The 21,412-nt window shown below is 72.0% G+C and carries 23 protein-coding genes; 19 read left to right on the top strand and 4 right to left on the bottom strand.

Translation table 11 applies throughout. The features are described 5' to 3' along the window. The first annotated feature begins 141 nt into the window (after positions 1-141). The 11 genes from O7615_RS00770 (at position 142) to O7615_RS00720 (ending at position 12,130) form a co-directional block, all read left to right on the top strand. Positions 142-522, top strand: a complete 381-nt coding sequence (locus O7615_RS00770) for a hypothetical protein (protein ID WP_278175172.1) — start codon at positions 142-144, stop codon at positions 520-522. A gap of 138 nt (positions 523-660) precedes the next feature. Next, the gene (locus tag O7615_RS00765; RefSeq protein ID WP_278175171.1) at positions 661-3,495 is read left to right on the top strand and encodes a Na+/H+ antiporter subunit A; all 2,835 of its coding nucleotides are present in this window, start codon (positions 661-663) and stop codon (positions 3,493-3,495) included. A 32-nt stretch (positions 3,496-3,527) separates the two neighbouring features. Continuing rightward, positions 3,528-3,965, top strand: coding sequence for a Na(+)/H(+) antiporter subunit C (locus O7615_RS00760; protein ID WP_278181931.1), 438 nt, complete (start codon positions 3,528-3,530; stop codon positions 3,963-3,965). Then, positions 3,962-5,464, top strand: a complete 1,503-nt coding sequence (locus tag O7615_RS00755; RefSeq protein ID WP_278175170.1) for a Na+/H+ antiporter subunit D — start codon at positions 3,962-3,964, stop codon at positions 5,462-5,464. Before O7615_RS00760 ends, O7615_RS00755 begins: the two co-directional genes overlap by 4 nt. A 59-nt stretch (positions 5,465-5,523) precedes the next feature. Continuing rightward, the gene (locus O7615_RS00750) at positions 5,524-6,069 is read left to right on the top strand and encodes a Na+/H+ antiporter subunit E (protein WP_278175168.1); all 546 of its coding nucleotides are present in this window, start codon (positions 5,524-5,526) and stop codon (positions 6,067-6,069) included. Continuing rightward, a complete protein-coding gene (locus O7615_RS00745; RefSeq protein WP_278175167.1) occupies positions 6,066-6,329 on the top strand; it encodes a monovalent cation/H+ antiporter complex subunit F in 264 nt (87 codons plus the stop codon). The genes O7615_RS00750 and O7615_RS00745 overlap by 4 nt, the downstream gene beginning before the upstream one ends. After that, on the top strand, positions 6,326-6,745 hold the full coding sequence (gene mnhG / locus O7615_RS00740) for a monovalent cation/H(+) antiporter subunit G (protein ID WP_278175165.1): 420 nt from the start codon (positions 6,326-6,328) through the stop codon (positions 6,743-6,745). The genes O7615_RS00745 and mnhG overlap by 4 nt, the downstream gene beginning before the upstream one ends. Positions 6,746-6,957: 212 nt before the next feature. Further along, positions 6,958-8,529, top strand: a complete 1,572-nt coding sequence (locus O7615_RS00735; protein WP_278175164.1) for a M20/M25/M40 family metallo-hydrolase — start codon at positions 6,958-6,960, stop codon at positions 8,527-8,529. A gap of 234 nt (positions 8,530-8,763) precedes the next feature. Further along, positions 8,764-10,116 (top strand): hemolysin family protein, encoded by a 1,353-nt coding sequence (locus O7615_RS00730; RefSeq protein ID WP_278175163.1) that lies wholly within the window; start codon positions 8,764-8,766, stop codon positions 10,114-10,116. After that, positions 10,113-11,180: a hemolysin family protein gene (locus tag O7615_RS00725; protein ID WP_278175162.1), complete on the top strand. Its 1,068-nt coding sequence runs from the start codon at positions 10,113-10,115 to the stop codon at positions 11,178-11,180. Before O7615_RS00730 ends, O7615_RS00725 begins: the two co-directional genes overlap by 4 nt. Positions 11,181-11,191: 11 nt before the next feature. Further along, on the top strand, positions 11,192-12,130 hold the full coding sequence (locus tag O7615_RS00720) for a sporulation protein (RefSeq protein ID WP_278175161.1): 939 nt from the start codon (positions 11,192-11,194) through the stop codon (positions 12,128-12,130). Between the two features lie 58 nt (positions 12,131-12,188). Here the strand turns inward: O7615_RS00720 and leuE are convergent, their stop codons facing one another. Both leuE and O7615_RS00710 read right to left on the bottom strand, forming a co-directional pair. Further along, positions 12,189-12,851, bottom strand: a complete 663-nt coding sequence (gene leuE / locus O7615_RS00715) for a leucine efflux protein LeuE (protein ID WP_278175160.1) — start codon at positions 12,849-12,851, stop codon at positions 12,189-12,191. After that, positions 12,848-14,092 (bottom strand): bifunctional pyridoxamine 5'-phosphate oxidase family protein/GNAT family N-acetyltransferase, encoded by a 1,245-nt coding sequence (locus O7615_RS00710; protein ID WP_278175159.1) that lies wholly within the window; start codon positions 14,090-14,092, stop codon positions 12,848-12,850. Before O7615_RS00710 ends, leuE begins: the two co-directional genes overlap by 4 nt. A 33-nt stretch (positions 14,093-14,125) precedes the next feature. On the opposite strand from O7615_RS00710, the gene O7615_RS00705 reads away from it, so the two are divergent. Then, positions 14,126-15,466 carry an aminotransferase class I/II-fold pyridoxal phosphate-dependent enzyme gene (locus O7615_RS00705; RefSeq protein WP_278175158.1) on the top strand — a complete coding sequence of 447 codons (1,341 nt, stop codon included), beginning with the start codon at positions 14,126-14,128 and terminating at the stop codon, positions 15,464-15,466. A gap of 148 nt (positions 15,467-15,614) precedes the next feature. On the opposite strand, the gene O7615_RS00700 is transcribed toward O7615_RS00705, so the two are convergent. Continuing rightward, on the bottom strand, positions 15,615-15,803 hold the full coding sequence (locus tag O7615_RS00700) for a DUF397 domain-containing protein (protein ID WP_278175157.1): 189 nt from the start codon (positions 15,801-15,803) through the stop codon (positions 15,615-15,617). Further along, a complete protein-coding gene (locus tag O7615_RS00695; RefSeq protein WP_278175156.1) occupies positions 15,794-16,600 on the bottom strand; it encodes a helix-turn-helix transcriptional regulator in 807 nt (268 codons plus the stop codon). Before O7615_RS00695 ends, O7615_RS00700 begins: the two co-directional genes overlap by 10 nt. A gap of 200 nt (positions 16,601-16,800) precedes the next feature. Between O7615_RS00695 and O7615_RS00690 the strand changes: the two genes are divergently transcribed. From O7615_RS00690 to O7615_RS00660, 7 genes are all read left to right on the top strand, one after another. Next, positions 16,801-17,007 carry a hypothetical protein gene (locus O7615_RS00690; protein WP_278175155.1) on the top strand — a complete coding sequence of 69 codons (207 nt, stop codon included), beginning with the start codon at positions 16,801-16,803 and terminating at the stop codon, positions 17,005-17,007. An 89-nt stretch (positions 17,008-17,096) separates the two neighbouring features. Continuing rightward, positions 17,097-17,333, top strand: coding sequence for a hypothetical protein (locus O7615_RS00685; RefSeq protein ID WP_347405060.1), 237 nt, complete (start codon positions 17,097-17,099; stop codon positions 17,331-17,333). A gap of 146 nt (positions 17,334-17,479) precedes the next feature. Continuing rightward, positions 17,480-17,722, top strand: a complete 243-nt coding sequence (locus tag O7615_RS00680; protein WP_278175153.1) for a DUF397 domain-containing protein — start codon at positions 17,480-17,482, stop codon at positions 17,720-17,722. An 89-nt stretch (positions 17,723-17,811) separates the two neighbouring features. Further along, positions 17,812-18,261 carry a hypothetical protein gene (locus O7615_RS00675; protein WP_278175152.1) on the top strand — a complete coding sequence of 150 codons (450 nt, stop codon included), beginning with the start codon at positions 17,812-17,814 and terminating at the stop codon, positions 18,259-18,261. Positions 18,262-18,272: 11 nt separating this feature from the next. Further along, entirely contained in the window at positions 18,273-19,172 is a 900-nt protein-coding gene (locus tag O7615_RS00670; protein ID WP_278175151.1) for a cupin domain-containing protein, read from the top strand. Positions 19,173-19,359: 187 nt separating this feature from the next. Continuing rightward, complete coding sequence (locus O7615_RS00665) at positions 19,360-20,061, top strand: UdgX family uracil-DNA binding protein (protein ID WP_278175150.1); 702 nt, start codon at positions 19,360-19,362, stop codon at positions 20,059-20,061. A gap of 173 nt (positions 20,062-20,234) precedes the next feature. Continuing rightward, entirely contained in the window at positions 20,235-21,374 is a 1,140-nt protein-coding gene (locus tag O7615_RS00660; RefSeq protein WP_278175149.1) for an acyl-CoA dehydrogenase family protein, read from the top strand. Positions 21,375-21,412: the final 38 nt, after the last annotated feature.

The following is a 21,412-nucleotide window of genomic DNA, read 5'->3' as shown; positions in this document are numbered from 1 at the left end:
GTGGCAGGGCGAGGTATGTCTTGTTAAGGCATTACAGGCGTCTTGACCGTTGAATCCGTTAAGTCTTACTTAACTGCTTGCTTGCACCGGGCAACATAAAGTAACTTCACCCGCGGTGTGGCGAGCGGTGGAGGGAGTCGGATGGCCGGCGAGGAACGGGGTTCTGGGTCCGGCACCGACGTCCTGATCCGCAAGGTCGACAGTCATGTCGCCGCCCTCCGTGCCGGGTTGCAGGGCCCCGAACTCGAACTGGCCGAGCGGCTCGCCGGCTGCCTGCGGGAGTTGGTCGCCTCCACGGCGCAGGCCAGCGCGGCCGACCGTGCCCAGGTGCGGGCCGCCGTGCACTACTTCGTCCTGCGCCGCGAGAGCCGTGGCCGGCTGCTGTCGGTGCGCTCCCTGGCCGCCGCCCAACAGCTGATCAACAGAGCGGCGGCCCAGCTCGGCCGGCCGGATCTGATCGTCGAGGGCCGTGGTGCCCGGAGCGCCGTGATCGCCGCGGCGGACACCGCCGTTCGTCCCTGATTCGCGCACCTGCCGCATAAACGCCCACAGCAGGCGTATTTCGGGAAACTCGCCCATAGCGCGCCGAACTGTCGTCTGATCGCTGCTAGGCGCCCTAGGGCCGGAGAGGCGTCGCGGCCACCTCGACCGGGAGCGCGCGTGCTCGTACTGCTGATCCTGCACCTCGTGGCGGCCCTCGCGGCGCCGCTGCTGGTGCGCCGGTGGGGTCCGCGCGCCTGCTACCCGCTGGCCCTCGCGCCCGCGGCCGCCTTCGGCTGGGCCCTGGTACGCACACCCGACGTGGCCCACGGCGGCGCGGTGGTCGAGACGTACCACTGGATCCCGCAGCTGGGGCTGGACGTGGCCCTGCGGATGACCACCCTGTCCTGGCTGATGGTCCTGCTGGTCGGCGGCGTGGGTGCGCTGGTGCTGGTTTACAGCGCCCGGTACTTCCCGCCGGAGGCGCTCGGCAACGCCCGGTACGCGGGGGTGATGGTCGCCTTCGCCGGGGCGATGCTCGGGCTCGTCCTCGCCGACGACCTGCTGCTGCTCTACGTCTGCTGGGAACTCACCACCGTCTTCTCGTACCTGCTGATCGGGCACAGCACCGAGCGCAGGTCGAGCCGCTGGGCCGCGGCTCAGGCATTGATCGTGACCACGTTCGGGGGCCTGGCCATGCTGGTCGGGTTCATCATGCTCGGCCATCACGCGGGCACCTACCGCTGGTCGGAACTGGCGCAGCGGCCGCTGCCGGGCGGGACGTACCTGGTCATCGCGGTACTGCTGATCCTGCTGGGCGCGCTGTCCAAGTCGGCGCTGCTGCCGTTCACCTCGTGGCTGCCGGTGGCGATGGCGGCGCCGACGCCGGTGAGCGCGTACCTGCACGCGGCGGCGATGGTGAAGGCCGGCATCTACCTGCTCGGCCTGCTCGCGCCGATGCTCGCCGCGGTCGGCCCGTGGCGCCCGGTGGTGCTGGTCGCCGGCCTGGCCACCATGGTGCTGGGCGGCTGGGCGGCGTTGCGGCAGAACGACCTGAAGCTGCTGCTGGCGTACGGCACGGTCAGTCAGCTCGGCCTGCTGGGGGTGGTCGTCGGGGTGGGCACGGCCGACGCCGCGCTGGCCGGTGTCGCGATGCTGCTCGCCCACGCCCTGTTCAAGGCGGCGCTCTTCCTCGTCGTCGGGGTGATCGACCACGGCGCCGGCACCCGGGACCTGCGCAAGCTGTCCGGCCTGCGCCGCACCGCGCCGGTGCTGACCGGCGTGACGGTGCTCGCCGCCGCGTCGATGGCCGGCCTGCCACCGCTGTTCGGCTTCGTCGCCAAGGAGGCCGTGTTCGCCGCCTTCACCGACCGGCCGTTGGTGCTGGCGGTGCTCGTCGCCGGCACCGTGCTCACCGTGGCGTACAGCATCCGGTTCCTCTGGGGAGCGTTCGCCACCCGACCCGGCGTGGCACCGACCGACCTGGGGCGGGTCCGGCTGCCGCTGTTGGCGCCGCCGGCGCTGCTGGCGGTGGTCGGGCTGATCGCCGGGCCGGGGGCCGGGACGCTCGACCACCTGCTCCGCCCGTACGCCGAACTCTTCGGCGGCGTCCACGAGCACCTGGCGTTGTGGCACGGCCTCACCCCGGCGCTCGGCCTCTCCGCGCTGGCCCTGGCGGGCGGCGCGGTGCTGTTCGCGCTGCGTGGCCCGCTGGCGCCGGCGCTGGCCCGGCTGCGCTCGCCGGTCACCGGCGAGCAGGGCTACAAGTGGATCACCCATCGCTTCGACCGGGTGGCCGTGGACGTCACCAGCGTCACCCAGCGCGGCTCCCTGCCGCAGTATCTCGGGCTCATCCTGATCGTGCTGGCGGCGGTGCCGGGCGGCACGCTGCTGTTCATCCGGCCCTGGCAGCAGTCGCTGGACCTGTGGGCGACACCCGCGCAACCCGTGGTGCTGCTGGTGATCAGCGTCGCGGCCGTGCTGGCGGTCGGCGCCCGGCGCCGGCTCACCGCGATGCTGCTGGTGGGGGTGACCGGTTACGGCACCGCGATGATCTTCGTGCTGCGCGGCGCACCCGACCTGGCGCTGACCCAGTTCCTGGTGGAGACCGTGACCATCGCGGTCTTCGTGCTGGTGCTGCGCCGGTTGCCGGACCGGTTCTCGGAGCGACCGTTGCGCCGCAGCCGGTGGATCCGGCGGGCGGTCGGGGTGACGCTCGGGGTGACGATCGCCGGGCTCGCGGTGGCCGCGGCGACCGCCCGCCAGGCGCGCACCATCTCCGAGGACTTCCCGCAGCTGGCGGTCGACCAGGGGCACGGCCGCAACGTGGTCAACGTGACCCTGGTCGACATCCGGGCCTGGGACACCATGGGGGAACTGGCGGTGCTGGTCGCGGCGGCCACCGGGGTGGCGAGCCTGATCTTCCTCCGGTCCCGCACCGGCCCGCGCCCGCGCCGGCTCGACGCCGAGCGGGGAGAGGACGTCAGCGGCCGGCCGGTCTGGCTGCGTGGCGGGGTGACGCTGGACGAGCGGCGGCGCTCGATCGTGCTGGAGGTCGTCACCCGGTTGATCTTCCACACCGTGGTGGTCCTCTCCCTTTACCTGCTGTTCTCCGGGCACAACGCCCCCGGTGGCGGCTTCTCCGGCGGGCTGGTCGCCAGCCTGGCGCTGGCCGTGCGCTACCTCGCCGGGGGCCGGCAGGAACTGGCCGAGAGCGCACCGGTGGGCGCCGGCACGGTGCTCGGCGCCGGGCTGGCCCTGGCGGTCGGCGGGGCGGTGGCCTCGCTGCTGGCCGGCGGCGCCGTGCTGGAGAGCACGAAGATCGACCTCTGGCTGCCGGTGATCGGCAACTTCTACCTGGTCACCTCCCTCTTCTTCGACATCGGCGTCTACCTGGTGGTGATCGGGCTGGCGCTGGACGTGCTGCGCAGCCTGGGCGCCGAGGTCGACCGCCACATCGAGGCGGACCAGGGCAACGGTGAGCCCATGATCGGCAGCCAGAGGGAGGCGCAGTGAGGGAAACCGGCGCCAACCTCGCCTCCCTGATCATGATCGGGGTGCTCGTCGCCTGCGGGGTGACCCTGCTGCTGGAGCGCAGCCTGACCCGGGTCCTGCTCGGCATCGTCCTGATCGGCAACGGGGTCAACCTGCTGATCATCTTTGGCGGCCGGTCCGGCGAGCCGCCGGTGGTCGGCGCCAGCGAGCCGAGCACGATGAGCGACGCGCTGCCGCAGGCCATGGTCCTCACCGCCATCGTGATCACCTTCGGGTTCACCGCCTTCCTGCTGGCCATCAGCTACCGCAGCTGGTACCTGACCGGCGACGACGAGGTGCCCGACGACGCGGAGGACCGGCAGATCGTGCGCCGGGCCGCGCAGCGGGAGGTCTCGGCCGCCGACCTGGCCGGGGAGCCGGCAGAGGCCGATCCCGAGCAGGTCGACGCGCCCGCACCCTGGCGCCGCCGCCGCAGGGAGGGGCCGGGATGACCGCACTCGTGCCGCTGCCGGTGCTGTTGCCGCTGCTCGGTGCGGCGCTGACGTTGCTGCTGGCGAACCGGGCGTTGCCGCAGCGCCTGGTCAGCGTGAGCTGCCTGTCCACCACCCTGGTGGTGGCGGTGCTGCTGCTGGTGCAGGCGTACCGGCACGGGCCGCTGGTGGTGCAGATCGGCGCCTGGCCGGCACCGGTCGGCATCGTGCTGGTCGCCGACCAACTGGCGGCGCTGATGCTGGTGGTCTCCTCGGCGGTGACCCTCTGCGTGCTGCTGTACTCGATCGGCCAGGGGCAGGCGGAGACCGGCGAGAGCGCTCCGCTGGCCATCTTCCACCCGACCTACCTGGTGCTGACCGCCGGCGTGACCAACGCGTTCCTCGCGGGTGACCTGTTCAACCTCTTCGTCGGCTTCGAGATGCTGCTCGCCGCCAGCTTCGTCCTGATCACCCTGAACGGCACCGCGCTGCGCATCCGCACCGGCTCGACGTACGTGGTGGTCAACATCCTGGCCTCGATGATCTTCCTGATCTCGGTCGGGCTGATCTACGCGGCCACCGGTACGCTCAACCTGGCCCATCTCGCCGCGCGGCTGGACGCGCTGCCCGACGGCGTACGGCTGAGCCTGCAACTGATGCTGCTGCTGGCCTTCGGCATCAAGGCAGCCGTCTTCCCCCTGTCGGCCTGGCTGCCCGACAGCTATCCCACCGCACCCGCCCCGGTCACCGCCGTCTTCGCCGGCCTGCTCACCAAGGTCGGCGTGTACGCGATCATCCGGACCCAGACCCTGCTCTTTCCCGGCCAGCAAGCCGGCGAACTGCTGATGGTGGTGGCCGGCCTCACGATGCTGGTCGGCATCCTCGGCGCGGTGGCCCAGTCGGACATGAAGCGGCTGCTGTCGTTCACCCTGGTCAGCCACATCGGTTACATGATCTTCGGGGTGGCGCTCAGCACGGTCGCCGGGCTGGTCGGCGCCATCTTCTACGTGGTCCACCACATCACGATCCAGACCACGCTGTTCCTGGTCGCCGGCCTGGTCGAGCAGCGCACCGGCAGCACCGACCTGCGCCGGCTCGGCGGGCTGGCCCGGTTGGCGCCGCTGCTCGGCGTGCTCTTCTTCGTCTCGGCGATGAATCTCGCCGGCATCCCGCCGTTCTCCGGCTTCCTCGGCAAGCTCGGCCTGCTCCAGGCCGGCGTGGCCGCGGGCGGCGCGCTGCCCTGGACGCTGGTGGCGGTCGGCACGCTGACCAGCCTGCTCACCCTCTACGTGGCCAGTCGGGTGTGGAACATGGCCTTCTGGCGCGCGCCCTGCCAGACCGTCACGTCGACGGCCCCGCTGCCCGCGTTGACGGTCGGCGCCACCGTGGCCCTGGTGGTCCTCGGCGTGGCCCTGACCGCCGTGGCGGGTCCGCTGTTCGATGTGACCACGGGCGCGGCCGTCGACCTGCGCGAGCGGACCCCGTACATCGAGGCCGTGCTGCCGGGCGGGTCGCCGTGACCGGGCCGCGCCGGGGCACCGCCGCTACGGCAGGACCGCGCCGGGGCAGGTGGGCCCGGATGGGCCGGTGGCGGGACCAGTTGATCGCGTCCGGCTGGCTGGTGCTGGTCTGGAACCTGCTCTGGGGCGACCTCAGCTGGGGCAACCTGCTGGGCGGGCTGCTGGTGGCCATCGCGGTGCTGCTGTTCTTCCCGCTCCCACCGGTCACCTTCGACGGCCGGCTACGGCTGCGCGGGCTGCTGGTGTTCGCCGTGACGTTCGTCGTGGAGCTGGTCCGGGCCAGTGTGCACGTGGCCCGGATCGCGATCCAGCCCGGCTTCGTGCCCCGCTCGGCCATCGTCGCGGTGCGCCTGCGGGTGCCGACCGACCTCAACCTGGCCCTCACCGCGGAGGCGCTCTCGCTGGTGCCGGGCACCTTGATCGTCGAGGTGGACCGGGCCGCCGCACTGCTCTACGTGCACGTGCTCGACGTACGCCGGCCGAGCGACCTCGCCGACGCGCGGGAGCAGGTCCGGGCCGTGGAGCGCCGGATCGTCGAGGCGATCGGCTCACCAGACGAGGTGCGCCGGATCCGCGCCGACCCTGCCGACAAGGAGTACTCGTGAACACCGTCGTCGCCGCCGTCCTGATCGGCCTCCTGTCGGTGACCGCCCTGCTCGCGCTCGCCCGGCTCTACCGGGGCCCGTCGCTGCTGGACCGGGTGATCGCCGCCGACATGCTGCTCGCCACCATGATCGGCGCGGTCGGCGCGGAGGCGGCGATCAACCGGCACGCGACCACGCTGCCGGTGCTGGTGGTGCTCGCGCTGCTCGGCTTCGTCGGCTCGGTCTCGCTGGTCCGCTTCGCCGTCCGGGAGCGGCCGTGAGGCCGGCCGCCGGGTGGGACGTCGTGGCACGGGTCGCCGAGGGATGGGCGGCGCCGTCGGCCGTCGGGTTTCTCGACGCGGTGAACCCGACCGCGGTGGCCGACTGGCTGGGCGCGGCCAGCCTGGTCGCCGGGGCGTTGCTGAGCCTCGCCGCCGCGATCGGGGTGCTGCGCTTCCCGGACGCGCCGAGCCGGATGCACGCGGCCACCAAGCCGCAGGTCCTCGGCGTGTTGTTGCTGCTGCTGGGGGTGGCCCTGCGGCTGCGTGGCCTCTCCGATCTCGGGATGATCGCTCTCGTCGGCGTCTTCCAGTTGGCCACCGCACCCGTCGCCGCGCAGATGATCGGGCGGGCGGCGTACCGCAGCGGGCAACTGGACCGGCAACTGCTGGAGGCCGACGACATGGCCGACCGCTGACGCACGGCGATCACTGCCGCACGGGCGATCACTGACGCGGCCGATCGCTGCCGCGCCGGATTTCGGGAGGGCCGACTATTCCGGCACCTTGCGTCTTGCCCGCCGGGGCCGACGACTGGAACCTCACGCAGTGGCGGACATCGATCCAATGGCCGCCCGCCGGCCGCGTGTACCCCGCCCGGCCGGTGCTCGCCCCCGAACCGGGAGGACCCATGAGACCACGTACCCCCCGTACCGCCGGGCTGGCTGTCGCCGTCGCCACCGCGACGGCGCTCGCCGGCACACCGGCGGCCGTCGCCGCGTCGCCGGCGCCCGCCGGGCCGGCGGCGCCCGTCGCGGTCGCCGCCGTTGCCGCGCCCAACATCGCGCTGGCCAACGTCAAGGCGCACCTGAGCCAGTTCCAGTCGATCGCGACCGCCAACGGCGGCAACCGGGCACACGGCCGGCCCGGCTACCTCGCCTCGGTCAACTACGTCCGGGCACAGCTCGACGCGGTCGGCTACACCACGGCGGTGCAGTCGTTCACCTACAACGGCGCCACGGGGTACAACCTGATCGCGGACTGGCCCGGCGGCGACCCGAACGCGGTCGTGATGACCGGAGCGCACCTGGACAGCACCACCTCCGGGCCCGGGATCAACGACAACGGCTCGGGCTCGGCGGCGATCCTGGAGGTGGCGCTCGCCGTCGCCCGTACCGGCTTCGTGCCCGACCGGCACCTGCGGTTCGCCTGGTGGGGCGCGGAGGAACTGGGGCTGCGCGGCTCGCGGTACTACGTCGACAACCTGTCCAGCGCCGAGCGGAGCCGGATCCGGCAGTACCTCAACTTCGACATGGTCGGCTCGCCCAACGCCGGCTACTTCGTCTACGACGGCGACAACTCCGACGGGGTGGGCGCCGGCCCTGGTCCGGCCGGCTCGGCGCAGATCGAGCAGACGATCCAGGCGTACTTCACCTCGATCGGCGTACCGACCCGGGGCACCGACTTCGACGGGCGCAGCGACTACGGCCCGTTCATCAGCGTCGGCATCCCGGCCGGCGGCACCTTCACCGGCGCGGAGGGCGTCAAGACCAGCGCCCAGGCGTCGCTCTGGGGCGGTACCGCCGGGCAGGCGTTCGACCCCTGCTACCACCGGGCCTGCGACACCACGAGCAACATCAACGACACTGCGCTGGACCGCAACGCCGACGCGATCGCGTACACGGTCTGGGCACTGGCCCAGGTGGCGACCCCGCCCCCCGGCACGACGGTGTACAGCGACACCTTCGAGACCGCGACCGGCTGGACCACCAACCCGGCCGGCACCGACACCGCCACGGCCGGCCGGTGGGAGCGCGGAGACCCCGCCGCCACCAGCAGCTCCGGCGTCGCCACCCAACTCGGCACCACCGTCAGCGGCAGCTTCGACCTGGTCACCGGGCCGCTCGCCGGCAGCAGCGCCGGGGACCACGACCTCGACGGCGGGGTGAGCACCATCCAGTCCCCGGCGATCACGCTGCCCTCGACGGGCACGCTGACGCTGTCGTTCTCCTGGTACCTGGCCCACCTGAGCAACTCCAGCAGCGCCGACTACCTGCGGGTACGGGTGGTCGGCGCCGGTACGGTCACCGCGCTCAGCGTGGCCGGCGCGGCCACCAACCGGGCGGCCTCCTGGCAGACCGCCGCCGTCGACGTCTCGGCCCTGCGCGGGCAGACCGTCCGGATCGTGATCGACGCCGCCGACGCCAGCACGGCCAGCCTGGTCGAGGCCGCCGTCGACGACGTCCGGATCGTGCAGAGCTGAATCGTAGGGAAGGGCCCCTTTCTGACGCCTCGTGTATAGGAGGAGCCCCTGTCCGTGGTCCCGGCGGCGCCGGACGCGCCGCCGGGACCGGCTGCCGCACACCACCCGAACCGGCCACGTCGGCCGGTAGAATGACGGCATGATCGACTCTTCTGCCCAGGAGGGCAGCAGTAGCCAGCCGGGTATGCCCCGGCATCCACACGCACCGACGGCCCCGGGAGCCCTGAACCTCCCGTGTTGATCTCCGTCGGTCTTCTTCTGATCATCGTTCTGACCATCGCGACGGGGTACTTCGTCGCCCAGGAGTTCGGCTACGTCGCCGTCGACCGCGGCAAGCTCAAGCAGAGTGCCGCCGGCGGCGACCAGGCATCCGCCCGCGCCCTGGAGGTCTCCGGTCGGCTGTCGTTCATGCTCTCCGGCGCGCAGCTCGGCATCACCGTCACGACCCTGCTGGTCGGTTACGTCGCGGAGCCCTATCTCGGTGCCGGCCTGGCCGAGCTGCTCGGCGTCGCCGGCGTCTCCACCGCCGTCAGCCTGCCGCTGTCGGTCACGCTGGCCCTGGTCATCGCCACGATAGTGCAGATGGTGCTGGGTGAGCTGGCCCCGAAGAACCTGGCCATCGCCCGACCCGAGCCGGTCGCCCGGGCGCTGGCCCGGTCGACCCTGTTCTACCTCGCCATCGCCGGACCGGTGATCAAGCTCTTCGACCGGGCCGCGGTACGACTGCTGCGGCGGATCGGCATCGAGCCCATCGAGGAACTGCCCAGTGGCGCCACCCCGGAGGACCTGGAACAGATCATCGCCGAGTCCCGGCTGGAGGGGCACCTCGACCCGGAGATGTCGGAGCTGCTCGACCGAGGGCTCGACTTCCGCCAGCTCACCGCCGGTGAGGCCATGGTGCCCCGGGTCGACGTGCACACCGTCCGTGCCGACGAGCCGATCAGTCGGGTGGTCGCGCTGCTCGACACCGGCCACTCCCGCTTCCCGGTACAGGGCGCCGAGGGTGTCGACGACCTGGTCGGCGTGATCGGTATCGCCGATGTGCTCGGGGTGCCACCGGCCGAGCGGGCCACCACGCCGGTCAGCACGGTGGCCGGGCCGCCGTTGCTGGTTCCCGAGACGCTGCCGCTGCCCACGGTGCTGGACCGGCTCCGCTCGGGGCACCGCCAGCTCGCCTGCGTGGTCGACGAGTACGGCGGCTTCGCCGGGGTCATCACGCTGGAGGACATCGCCGAGGAACTGGTCGGCCCGATCCGCGACGAGGACGATCCGCCCGAGCGGGCACCGGCCCGGCAGGACGACGGCTCGTGGGTGGTGCCCGCGCGCTGGCGCATCGACGAGGTCGCCGACAGCACCGGCATCCCGTTGCCCGAGCACCCCGAGTACGACACCATCTCCGGGCTGGTCATGCGGGAACTGGGTCGGGTGCCGCAGGTCGGCGACCGGCTGGAGATCAACCTGTCGGTCGAGGGGGACAACGGCCAGCTGCCGCCACGCGCCCTCGTGGAGGTGCTCGCGGTCGACCGGCACGTGGCCGACTCGGTCCGGCTCCAGGTCACCGGCGGACGCGAGGGGGTGAGCGCGTGAGCACGGGGTTCGCGCTGATCACCTCCGTGGTCCTGCTGGCGCTCAACGGGTTCTTCGTCGCCGCCGAGTTCGCCCTGGTGGCGAGCAAGCGGTACCGACTGGAACAGGCGGCGGCCGGTGGCGGCCGGGCCGCCCGGGCGGCCCTCGACGGCGTACGCGAGCTGTCGCTGATGCTGGCCGGTGCGCAACTCGGCATCACGCTGTGCACGCTCGGTCTCGGTGCGCTGGCCGAGCCGGCGATCGAGCGCCTGCTCGGCCCGCTGCTGCACACCATCGGCCTGCCGTACGGTGCCAGCCACGTGATCGCCCTGATCTTCGCGCTGAGCCTGGTCACCTTCCTGCACCTGGTGGTCGGCGAGATGGCGCCGAAGTCCTGGGCGATCACCCACCCGGAGCGCTCCGCGCTGCTGCTGGCCCTGCCGTTCCGGGCGTTCGCCCGGGTGTCGCGGCCGGTGCTGTCGGTCCTCAACGCGGTGGCCAACGCGATGCTGCGGCTGGCGAAGGTCAACCCGCAGGACCAGCTGGCCCAGGTGCACGGCCCCGACGAGCTGCGGATGCTGCTGGAGCAGTCCCGCGAGCACGGGCTGCTCGGCGCCGCCCAGCACGAGCTGCTGACCAGCATGCTCGAGTTGCAGGGCACCACCATCGCCCAGGTGATGGAGCCGTTCGACCGGATGGTGACGGTGCACCGGGGCGACCCGGTGGACCGCATCGAGCAGGTCAGCCGGGACAGTGGCAGGTCACGGTTGGCGGTGCTGGACGCCGCCGGTGACGTCTGCGGCCTGGTGCACGTACGGGAGGCGGTGCGCGCCACCGCCACCCGACCGGACGCCCGGGCGGAGGACCTGATGAACGAGGCGATCACCCTGCCCGACACGGCGACGGTGACCGAGGCGGTGGCCGTGATGCGGGCCCGCCAGTCGCAGCTCGCCCTGGTCCGCAACGGCGGCGGCCCGACCCGGCCGGTCGGCTTCGTCGCCCTGGAGGATCTGCTGGAGGAGGTCATCGGGGAGTTCGACGACGAGACCGATCCGATCCCGCGCGCGGTGCGCCGGCTCAGGTAGGAGCGACACGGGTGCGGCTGACGGGGGTGTCACCGGAGTCGGGCGGAACGGGCCTGACGGTGCAGACCACGCTGGCCAACCCGAGCACCCGTCCCGGCCTACGGCTGCCGGGGCGGGTGAACCTCGTCGCCGGCTCCGTCGACGTGCCGGTCTTCCACGTCCGGCTCGGCCTGGTCAGCACGGTCGAGCCGGACGATCCGCAGGCCCCCCGCCAACTGGTGCAGTTCCACCAGGCGCAGGTGGCCGGCGCCCTGGTGCTCCGGGCCGGGCGGGCCCGGTCGATCCCCTTCGAGTTCCCGGTGCCGTGGGAGACGCCGGTGACCACGCTGGGCGGGGTGCCGCTGCTCAGCCTGCGGATGGGGCTGCGTACGGAGGTGGCGATCGAGCCCGCGCTCGACCAGGGCGCGATGGTGCCGGTCTTCGTCCATCCGCTGCCCACCCAGCAGCACGTGCTGGCCGCGCTGGACACGCTCGGCTTCCGCGCCCGCCAGTCCGGGCTGGTCGACGGCCGGCTGCCCGGCGTCGAGCAGACCCTCCCGCTGCACCAGCGGTGGGGCTTCTGGGTGGGACCGCTCTACGCCGGGCCGATCACCGAACTGGAGGTGATCTTCGTGACGAACTCCGCCGGTCTGGAGGTGATCCTCTGGTGTGACCGGCGGCTGGCGCTGGCGGGGATCACCCACACCAGCCTCAGCCGGTTCCGGATCTGGCACGCCGGCGCCGACCGGCGGGACTGGGTGGCCACGGTCGACGGGTGGCTGCGCGAGGCCATCAACCGGCACGCCGCCGCGGCCGCCCACGCCGACTGGTCGGCCGCCGTCACCGAGTCGGCCCACGTCAGTCGCCGCCCCGACGAGCCCATCCCGCCGGGCACCGGCATGGGCGGCACGGCCGGCGGGCCCGGCGTCGGCGGCGGTGGGGGTGGCGGCGGTGGCGGCGACGGCACCTGACCCGCCGCCGCGCGCTGTGCGTCGCGTCAGGAGGGCCCCTTGACCAAGGGCCCTTCTTTCATCCCTGGGCGAGTTTGAGGCCGAAGCCGAGGAAGAGCGCGCCGACGGCGGTGGTCGCGCCGGCGGACAACCGGCGGCGCTGGCGGAACTGGGCGGCCAGGAACGTGCCCGCGAAGATCAGCGCGGTCAGGTAGAGCGCGCTGGTGACCTGGGCGATCAGGCCGAGCAGCAGGAACGACAGCGCGGGCCACGGGTAGGTCGGGTCGACGAACTGGATGAAGAATGAGACGAAGAACAGGATCGCCTTCGGGTTGAGCAGGCTGATCACGAACGCCTTGCGGAACGGGCTGCGCATCGCCGCCGGCTCGGCCGCGTCGATCAGCCGCGGCGTGGTCGGGTCGTTGCGGTCCCGCCAGCGCCGCCAGGCGCCGCGCAGCATGGTCAACCCCACGTAGCCCAGGTACGCGGCGCCCGCGTACTTGATCACAAGAAAGATCGGTGGGTACGCCCTGAGCAGCGACGCCACCCCGGCGGCGGAGAGGAACATGAGCACCCCGTCGCCGAGGAAGACCCCACCGGCCGCCCGGTAACCGGTGCCCACGCCCCGGCGCGCGGCGGCGGAGAGGACGAACAGCGAGTTGGGGCCGGGCAGCAGCACGATGGCCACGGTGCCCAGCACGTACGTCCAGATGTCGGTGATCCCCAGCACGCCCGACATCATCGGACCACCGGGGCCCGTCCGCGAAGCCTTTCCCGGAGCGTGACCTGTGCGTTCGGCCACTCGTCGACGGTCATCGAATACTGCACGGTGTCCCGCCACGACCCGTCCGGACGCAGCCGGTGCCGGCGCAGCACCCCCTCCCGCTGCGCGCCGAGCCGCTCGATGGCCCGCTGCGAGCGCTCGTTGCGGAGGTCGGTGTGCCAGACCACCCGCACCGCGCCCAACTCGTCGAAGGCGCGGGCGAGCAGCAGCAGCTTCGCCTCGGTGTTGATCCCGCTGCGCCACCAGGGCCGGCCGAGGAACGTGTACCCGATCGCCACCGACCGCTGCCCGGGGTCGATCTCGTAGTAGGAGGTGCTGCCGACCACCGCGCCGGTGACCGCGCACCGCTGCACCCAGGCGACCCGCTCGTGCCGGTGCTGCTCGGCCAGGGCGCCGGCGACGATCTCCCGTAGCTGCGCCGGCCCGGTCGGCAGCGGTCGGCTCAGGTACTGCCACACCTCGGGGTCGGCGGTGGCCGCGTACAACTCGTCGGTGTGCGACAGGTCCAACGGCTCCAGCAGTACGTGCCGGCCGTGCCGCACGGCGGGCTCGTGCCAGGGCGAGGGGGTCGGGCGCAGGTAGGCCGGCACCGGTGCGGTGACCCCGGCGTCGGGTTCCGGCCGGCCGGGGGTCAGCCGCAGCGGCACCACCCCGGCCCAGTGCGGCAGGTCGAGGTCGGCCGGATCGTCCTTCACCCCGCCGGTGCGGGTGCGCACCGACACCTCCACCAGCGGCAGCGCCAGCACGGCGGTCTCGGCCAGCTCCCGCCGGTTCGGCGGGCGGCTCTCCGCCGCGCGGCCGGTGCCCACCTTCTCCATCAGGGCGGTCAGCACGTCGGCCCGCTCACCCGGGTCGGTGACCAGGCGGGCGGTGCCGTGCGCGATCACCGACCGGTAGTTGGCGCTGTGGTGGAACTGCGAGCGGGCGTAGACCAGACCGTCGAGCAGGGTGACCGCCACGCAGACCGGCAGCCCGTCACCACGGGCGGCCAGCAGCGGCCGGCTGCCGGTGGAGCCGTGCAGGTAGAGCGTGTCGCCGATGCGTACGTGCAGGGTGGGCAGCACCCGGGGCGCACCGTCCACGGTGAACCCGAGCGCGCAGTGGTACGCCTCGTCGAGCACGGCGTGCGCGGCGGCCCGGTCGTAGCTCATCCGCTCCCGGGAACGGCTGGCGGTGGTGCGGGCGGTCGGTGCGTACATGTCCCACCTTTGATCTAGTACAATCCCGAGTTTGTGTCAGCACGCTATCAGGTGACCGGTGCGACGGCCGTCGAGATCTCGGCCAGCATCGAGTCGGGCATCCGCCACGCCACCCTCGCCCCCGGCGACCCACTGCCACCGGTGCGTACCCTCGCCGCCGACCTGGCCGTCAGCCCGGCCACCGTCTCCCGCGCCTACGCCGACCTGCGCCAACGCGGACTCATCGTGACCGCCGGCCGGCACGGCACCCGGGTACGCCCCCGGCCACCGGTCGCCGCCCAGCGCGCGGCGCTGCGCCCACCACCCGCCCCCGGGCTGCGCGACCTGTCCCGGGGCGAACCCGACCCCCGGCTGCTGCCGCCCCTGCGCCCGCACCTGGCCGCCCTCGCCGACTCCGGTGGCGAACCGGTGGGCTATCCCGACAGCGAGGTGCTGCCCGAGGTCGCCGAGGCCGCCCGGGCACGGCTGGCCGCCGACGGGGTGCCCGCGGCCGAGCTGACCCTCACCGGTGGCGCGCTGGACGGCATCGAGCGCCTGCTCGGCGCGCATCTTCGGCCCGGCGACGCGGTCGCCGTGGAGGACCCGGGCTGGGCCAGCCTGCTCGACCTGCTCGCCGCGCTCGGGTTGCGGCCGATCGGTGTGCCGGTCGACGACGACGGGCCGATCGTCGCGGGAGTGGCCGCCGCGCTCGCCGCCGGGGCACGGGCGCTGATCGTGACCAGCCGGGCACAGAACCCCACCGGCGCGGCCGTCTCCGCCGACCGGGCCACCGCGCTGCGCGCCCTGCTCGCCGGTCGCGCCGACCTGCTGCTGATCGAGGACGACCACGCCGCCGAACTGGCCCGCGTACCGCTGCACCCGCTCGCGGGGGCGACCACCCACTGGGCCTTCGTCCGCTCGGTGAGCAAGCCGTTCGGGCCCGACCTACGGCTGGCCGCGCTGGCCGGCGACGAGATCACGGTGGCCCGGGTGGCCGGCCGGGTCCGGGTCGGCGCCGGCTGGGTCTCCACCGTGCTGCAACGGCTCGTACTCTCGCTCTGGCACGATCCGGCGGTGGCCGCCCTGGTCGACCGGGCGGCGCGCAGCTACGAACGGCGGCGCGACGACCTGGTCGCCGCCCTGGCCGACCGGGGCCTGCCCGCCCACGGCCGCAGCGGCATCAACGTGTGGCTGCCGGTGACCGACGAAACCGTCGCCTCGACCGTGCTGCGCGACGCCGGCTGGCTGGCCGCACCCGGCGCCCTCTACCGCATCGCCGGCCCACCCGCGCTGCGGATCACCATCAGCTCGCTGGACGAGGCGGAGCTACCGGCGCTGGCCGACGCGCTAGCCCGCGCCGCCCGCCCGCCCGCGCCGACCGGATTCACGGGCTGACCGCGGGCGCCGGAGATCATCGCGAGTTGCGGCATCTCGGGCTATCCCGCTCGCCGGATACCCCGAGATGCCGCAACTCGTGGTAGGCCGTGGCACGAGCGAAGGCCCCCCGGGAGGTTGATCCTGGGGGGCCTTCTGCGCCACTGGATCAGTGCTGCTTGGCGTACTCGACAAACGAGCGCCACGACTGCGGGTTGAAGGTGAGCGCCGGCCCTTCCTTGTCCTTGCTGTCCCGGACGCCCACGACGCCCGGCAGGTTGTCGGCCACCTCCACGCAGTCGCCGGAGTTGCCACTGCTACGAGTGCTCTTGTGCCAGATCGCGCCGGTCAGGTCCATGTCTCTGCTGCCTCCGAGATCAACTTGAGGGTAGCCCCATGGGGCATGGCCTCCGCTCTCACAGACTCCCAGGTCTGTCGCAGAGAGTGTATGTCCGCCGTCCGCTCCACGATCGTCCCCTGTAGCTGGTTGTCGAGGTAGCCGATGTCCTCACCCTCGGGTGGTGTGGCGATTACGAAGGCTCCGTTCAGTCCGTGATAGGCGCCAGCGCCCCGAGGCACCACATGCAGATGCACCTTCGGCTTAGACGCGACCTCCAGTAGGTGACGTAGCTGCTCGTGCATCACCTTCGGCCCGCCGATCGGACGCTCCAGTGCGGTGTAGTCCAGGACGGCAACAATCATGGGTGGGGTATCCCGGGTCAAGATGGCCTGACGAGCCAGGCGGGCGGCAACCTGCTGCTCCATCTCGTCGCCGGCCAGGTGCGACGCGCCCTCGTGCAGTGCTCGCGCGTATGCCTCGGTCTGGAGCAGGCCCGGCAGAATGAGGGGCTGGAAGCTGCACAGTGCGGTCGCTTCCTGCTCGATGGTCACCCACTCGCGGAACCACGGCATGAAGGACTCCTTGATCAGGGCCTCCCGTATCCGTGTCAACAAGCCGTCACTGTTGAGGGCGTCGTCGCACCGCAGGGTGAACTCCTCCCGGGGGGCGCGGCGACACTGCTCGACCTGTGCCACCAGCGACCCCGAGAAGCGGATCTTCTCCCCGAGGGCTTCCTGCGAGAGTCCGGCTCGCACGCGCAGGCGGCGCAGCTCTCCGGCGAGTAGGCCCAACATGGGCATGGGCGGTTGCTGCATCTGCACACCTCTGCACGTCGGGGGGTGGTGGCTGCACTTGCGCGCCGTCCAGCGCGTGTGTCTTCCGAGAGTAGTGCTGTCCTCACCAGACTGTCACGCATGCGGATCTGCTCCACGCCGAGGAGGGCTGGGGTGGGTTTCGTCCTGGGGCCACCCCCGCCTTCCCCCGTTAGCCGGGGGTGGCCCCTCCCAATCGATTGGTGACGGAGGTCGATATGCGTACCCGGCTGTTGCATCTGTGCCCGACAGTCCTGCTCCCGGTCCTGCCGCAGCGGCGGCGTGGCACGCACCTGCCCGAGTGGATGCGTCAGCAGAAGACCATGCCGTTTCCGATCCAGTGGCCCGGTCGTGCGGGCAGCCTGACGCTGGGCCAGCAGTGGCGGGCAAACGGGGGACGGCCGTGCTGACCACCCAGCTTGCGAAGCCGGGTCGCGGCCCGCACGCCGATCGGCCCAGGGGATCTGGTGCGAACGCCCCGCACACTCCGGCCCGTCCGATGTGGTTCTGCCGGGTTGACGGGCAGCCCTGGCCCTGCGGCGAGGCCCGCCTACTGCTCGTCACGGAGTTCAGGGACAACGTTCCCGGCCTGACGATCTACCTCGCCGGCCTGATGTACGAGGCCATGAGAGACCTCTACCAGCTCAACCCGCACGACGGTCCGGAGCCCGAGGAACTGTACGCCCGGTTTATCGGATGGGCGGCTTGCCGGCTGACTGCGGAGCGAGCACCGTGACCCCCCTCGAACCGAAGGTGAGAGGTCCTCCCGTCCGGCCGCCCGCCCGCGAGTCGCCCAACCTTCATGATCGCTACACGGTAGGACAGACACGGACGCGGGAGCCGCACTCTCCTGCACACGCGAGAGCACGGAAGGTTCTTGCTATGAACGAGCCCAACCTGTACGCGCTGCCGGTCGACGGCGCGAAGTTCACGACCTACTGCGGCGGCAACCTCGGCGGCGACAACGAGACCTGTGCCGAGGTCGCCCCGATTCCGGGCGTCGCCGACGCCTTCGTGGTGCGCGACAACAAGGAGGGCCGGTCCGGCGCCGAGCTGCGCTTCACCGGCTCCGAGCTGGACAACCTCGCGGTCCAGTGGGTCAAGGGCCGCGGCCTGACGGTCTGACCCCTCGCACGTTCACGGCGCAGCCGGCCGCCCTCGCCCAACCAGTGTCGGGGGCGGTCGGTCCCAACAGCACAGAGACAAGGGCACCGATGGGCGATTGGAATGGGCACTGGCACGGCTTCGGTCCGTGGACGGGTCCGCGTTCGGAGTTCGCCAAGGAGGGGCCCCGGCGGCCGGGGGCGCAGCCGGGTGACGCCGATACGCAAATCTTCCTGGGCAACACCATGACGCCGGTGGAAACCGGACACTGGCTGCTCCGCCGCAACCAGGCAGCACGCGAACGCACGTGGACCGATGTCGCCGATGCGGGGGCCTGGATGAAACGGGTCCGCGAAGCGAATCCGGCCGACCTATCCGGTGGTCCGCTGCTCATGGTGGAGGAGTTGGTCGAGCAGAACTGCGCCAGCCTGCGCCTCGGTAGCGACGCGGTCTGGGGCTACTACACGCCGGTCTTCAGCTACGTCTCGTTCGCGGTGGTCTGCTGCCCCAGCCGGTTCTTCCCCGACATCGCCTGCCCGCTGCCGCCACGCACTCAATAGAGGAGGTGGCCGTGTCGCTCGGCCTCGTACTTCCCCCGATCGGGGTCGCGGACCTGCTGGACCGCTGGCCCGACGAACCCAAGGTCTACAAGTGCCCGCCTACCGAGTTGGGCAGCACCGTCACACCCGAATGGCTCTACGAGTGGATCGACACCGGCTGCGTCCCGGCCGACGAGATCGCCGCGATCAAGGCCCCGGCCCCCGCGCTGAACGCCCGGTCGTGGAGCACGGATGGTCGGACGGACGCCGCCCGCCTGCGTCGGCTCTACGAGCAGGGCTACACCATCCGCCTCGGAAACCTTCAGCGAGTGATGCCCTTCATGGCACGCCTGGCCCGCGGCATCCAGGAGGAGACCGGCTACTCGAACTACGTGCACGCCTTCCTGACCCCCGGTCAGGAGCAAGGGCTCCGCCACCACTGGGACCAGCAGATGGCGGTCATCGTCCAGATCGCCGGGGTGAAGCGCTGGGAACTGTGGCCACCCGTCGTGGAGGCCCCCATGCGCGAGCACCTGGAGTCCTTCCGAGTCTGGAAGCACAGTTATATCGAGGAGTGGACGGCCGCCGGCCCAGACATGGTCATCGACCTGGAGCCGGGGCAGTCGATGCTCCTGCCGCGAGGGTGGGTGCACAACCCGTTCAACGCAGCCGACGAACCGAGCCTTCACCTCACCTTCGCCATCCGGGAGCGCACACCGTTCTGGATCATGGAGAAGCTGACCAGCGGTGCGATCGAGGAGGTTGCCTTCCGGCAGATTCTCCTGCCCGTCGACATCCACGGAGGTGCCCTGCCGGGCATCGTCGGGGCGACCCGTGACGCCCTGGTGGCCTACCTCCGGGAGCTTGACCCGGGCACGCTGGCCGAGCGGCTGCGTGACCTCGCGCGGACCGAGCTGGAGTACTCGACGTAGGCGCCAACGACAACGGCCCCGACCGCCTCGCAGTGGAGTGGCCGGGGCCGTTCTCTCCGTACGCGGGGTGCCGGTACCTTCGGCTACCGCCGGATACCCCGAGATGCCGCAACTCGTGGTGGGACACCAGGGCGGACCGGCCGGCCCTGCTCGCGTGGTCCGCGTCACACCGGGTAGAACAATCGCTATGGCCGACACCGATACCGCGCCCGGCGCCCAGCGGTTCATCCCGCCGCAGGCCGACACCCTCGACGCCCTGCGGGCCGCTGCCGCCGGCTGCCGGGGCTGCGAGCTGTACCGGGACGCCTCCCAGACCGTCTTCGGCCGGGGCGACGCCAGCGCCCGGGTCGTCTTCGTCGGCGAACAGCCCGGCGACATGGAGGACCAGAAGGGCCTGCCCTTCGTCGGCCCCGCCGGCCGGCTGCTCCGCCGGGCCGTGGACGACGCCGGACTCGATCCGGGACATATCTACCTCACCAACGCGGTGAAGCACTTCCGCTTCGAGTTGCGGGGCAAGCGGCGCATCCACCAGACGCCCGACCGGGTGCACATCGCCGCCTGCCGGCCCTGGCTGGTGGCCGAGTTCGCCCGGCTGCACCCGGAGGTGGTCGTCGTGCTCGGGGCGACCGCCGCGAAGGCGCTGCTCGGACCGGCGTTCCGGGTCACCCGCCAGCGCGGCGAACTGCTGCCGTGGCCGGCCGCCGCACAGCACCCGGAGGACTTCCAGCGGGTGCCGGTGGACAGCGCCGGCCACACCGCCGACGCACCGCCGGCCCGACTGCTGGCCACCATCCACCCCTCCGCCGTGCTCCGCGCCGACAACCAGGACGTCGCGTACGACGGGCTGGTCGCCGACCTCACCGTCGCCGCCCGAGCCCTCGCCGGCTGACGGTTCGCGTGCTGGCGGGCCCCGCCGCCAGCAGCACACGTCAATCTTGGACAGTTTCCGTTACGCGCTCACGGAAACTGTCCAAGATCTCGACGCGATCCGGCTGGGCGTGGCGGGGGCCGCCCGGGTTGGTGGCCTGTGCGGGGGTGGTGGGCGGTGCCACACTTGCCGCCATGCAGCAGCATCTCTACGACCGCGACCACGACGAGTTCCGCGAGCTGTGCCGCACGTTCCTGGTCCGGGAGGCGGTGCCGCACCACGAACGCTGGGAGGCCGACGGGATCGTCGACCGCGAGGTGTGGCGCAAGGCGGGCGCCGCCGGACTGCTCGGCCCGGACATCGACGAGGCGTACGGCGGTGGCGGGCAGCGGGACTTCCGGTACAACGCGGTCCTGGTCGAGGAGATCGTCAACGCCGGCTGCTCCGGGCTCGGCTTCGGCCTGCACAACGACGTGGTGGCGCCGTACCTCACCGAGTTGACCACCGAGGAGCAGCGCCAGCGCTGGCTGCCACGGTTCTGCTCGGGGGACCTGGTCACCGCCATCGCGATGAGCGAACCGGGCACCGGTTCCGACCTGGCCGGCGTACGCACCACCGCCGTGCGCGACGGTGACGACTACGTACTCAACGGGCAGAAGACGTTCATCACCAACGGCGAACAGGCCGACCTGGTGATCGTGGTCGCCCGTACCGCCGACGAGGGCGCGCACGGCGTGAGCCTGATCGCGGTGGAGACCGGCACCGCCGGCTTCACCCGGGGCCGCCGGCTGGCGAAGGTGGGCCTGAAGGCCAACGACACCGCCGAACTCTTCTTCGACGACTGCCGGGTGCCGGCGGAGAACCTCATCGGCACCGAGAACCACGGCTTCTACCACCTGATGGCCAACCTGCCCCGGGAACGGCTCAGCATCGCCATCGCCGCGGTCGCCGCCGCCGAGCGGCTGCTCGCGCTGACCCTGGACTACGCGCTCACCCGGGAGGCGTTCGGCCGGCCGATCGGCAAGTTCCAGCACAACCGGTTCCTCCTGGCCGAGCTGGACACCGAGGTGACCATCGCGCGGACCTTCCTCAACCACTGCATCGCCGAGTTCAACGCGGGCCGACTGTCGGTGACCGACGCGGCCAGGGCCAAGTGGTGGACCACCGAGTTGCAGAACCGGGTCGCCGACCGGTGCGTGCAGTTGCACGGCGGCTACGGCTTCATGCTGGAGTACCCGGTGGCGAGGGCCTGGCTGGACAGCCGGGTGCAGACCATCTACGGCGGCACCACCGAGATCATGAAGGAGATCATCGGACGCGGCCTGGGGCTGTGACGAAACCGGGCTGCCACCCGCCGGTCGGTGCGACAGGA

The organism is Micromonospora sp. WMMD1082, from assembly GCF_029626175.1.
Lineage (GTDB): Bacteria > Actinomycetota > Actinomycetes > Mycobacteriales > Micromonosporaceae > Micromonospora.
The sequence above is the reverse complement of the archived record's forward strand: the minus strand, read 5'-3'. Positions and strand labels throughout refer to the sequence as shown.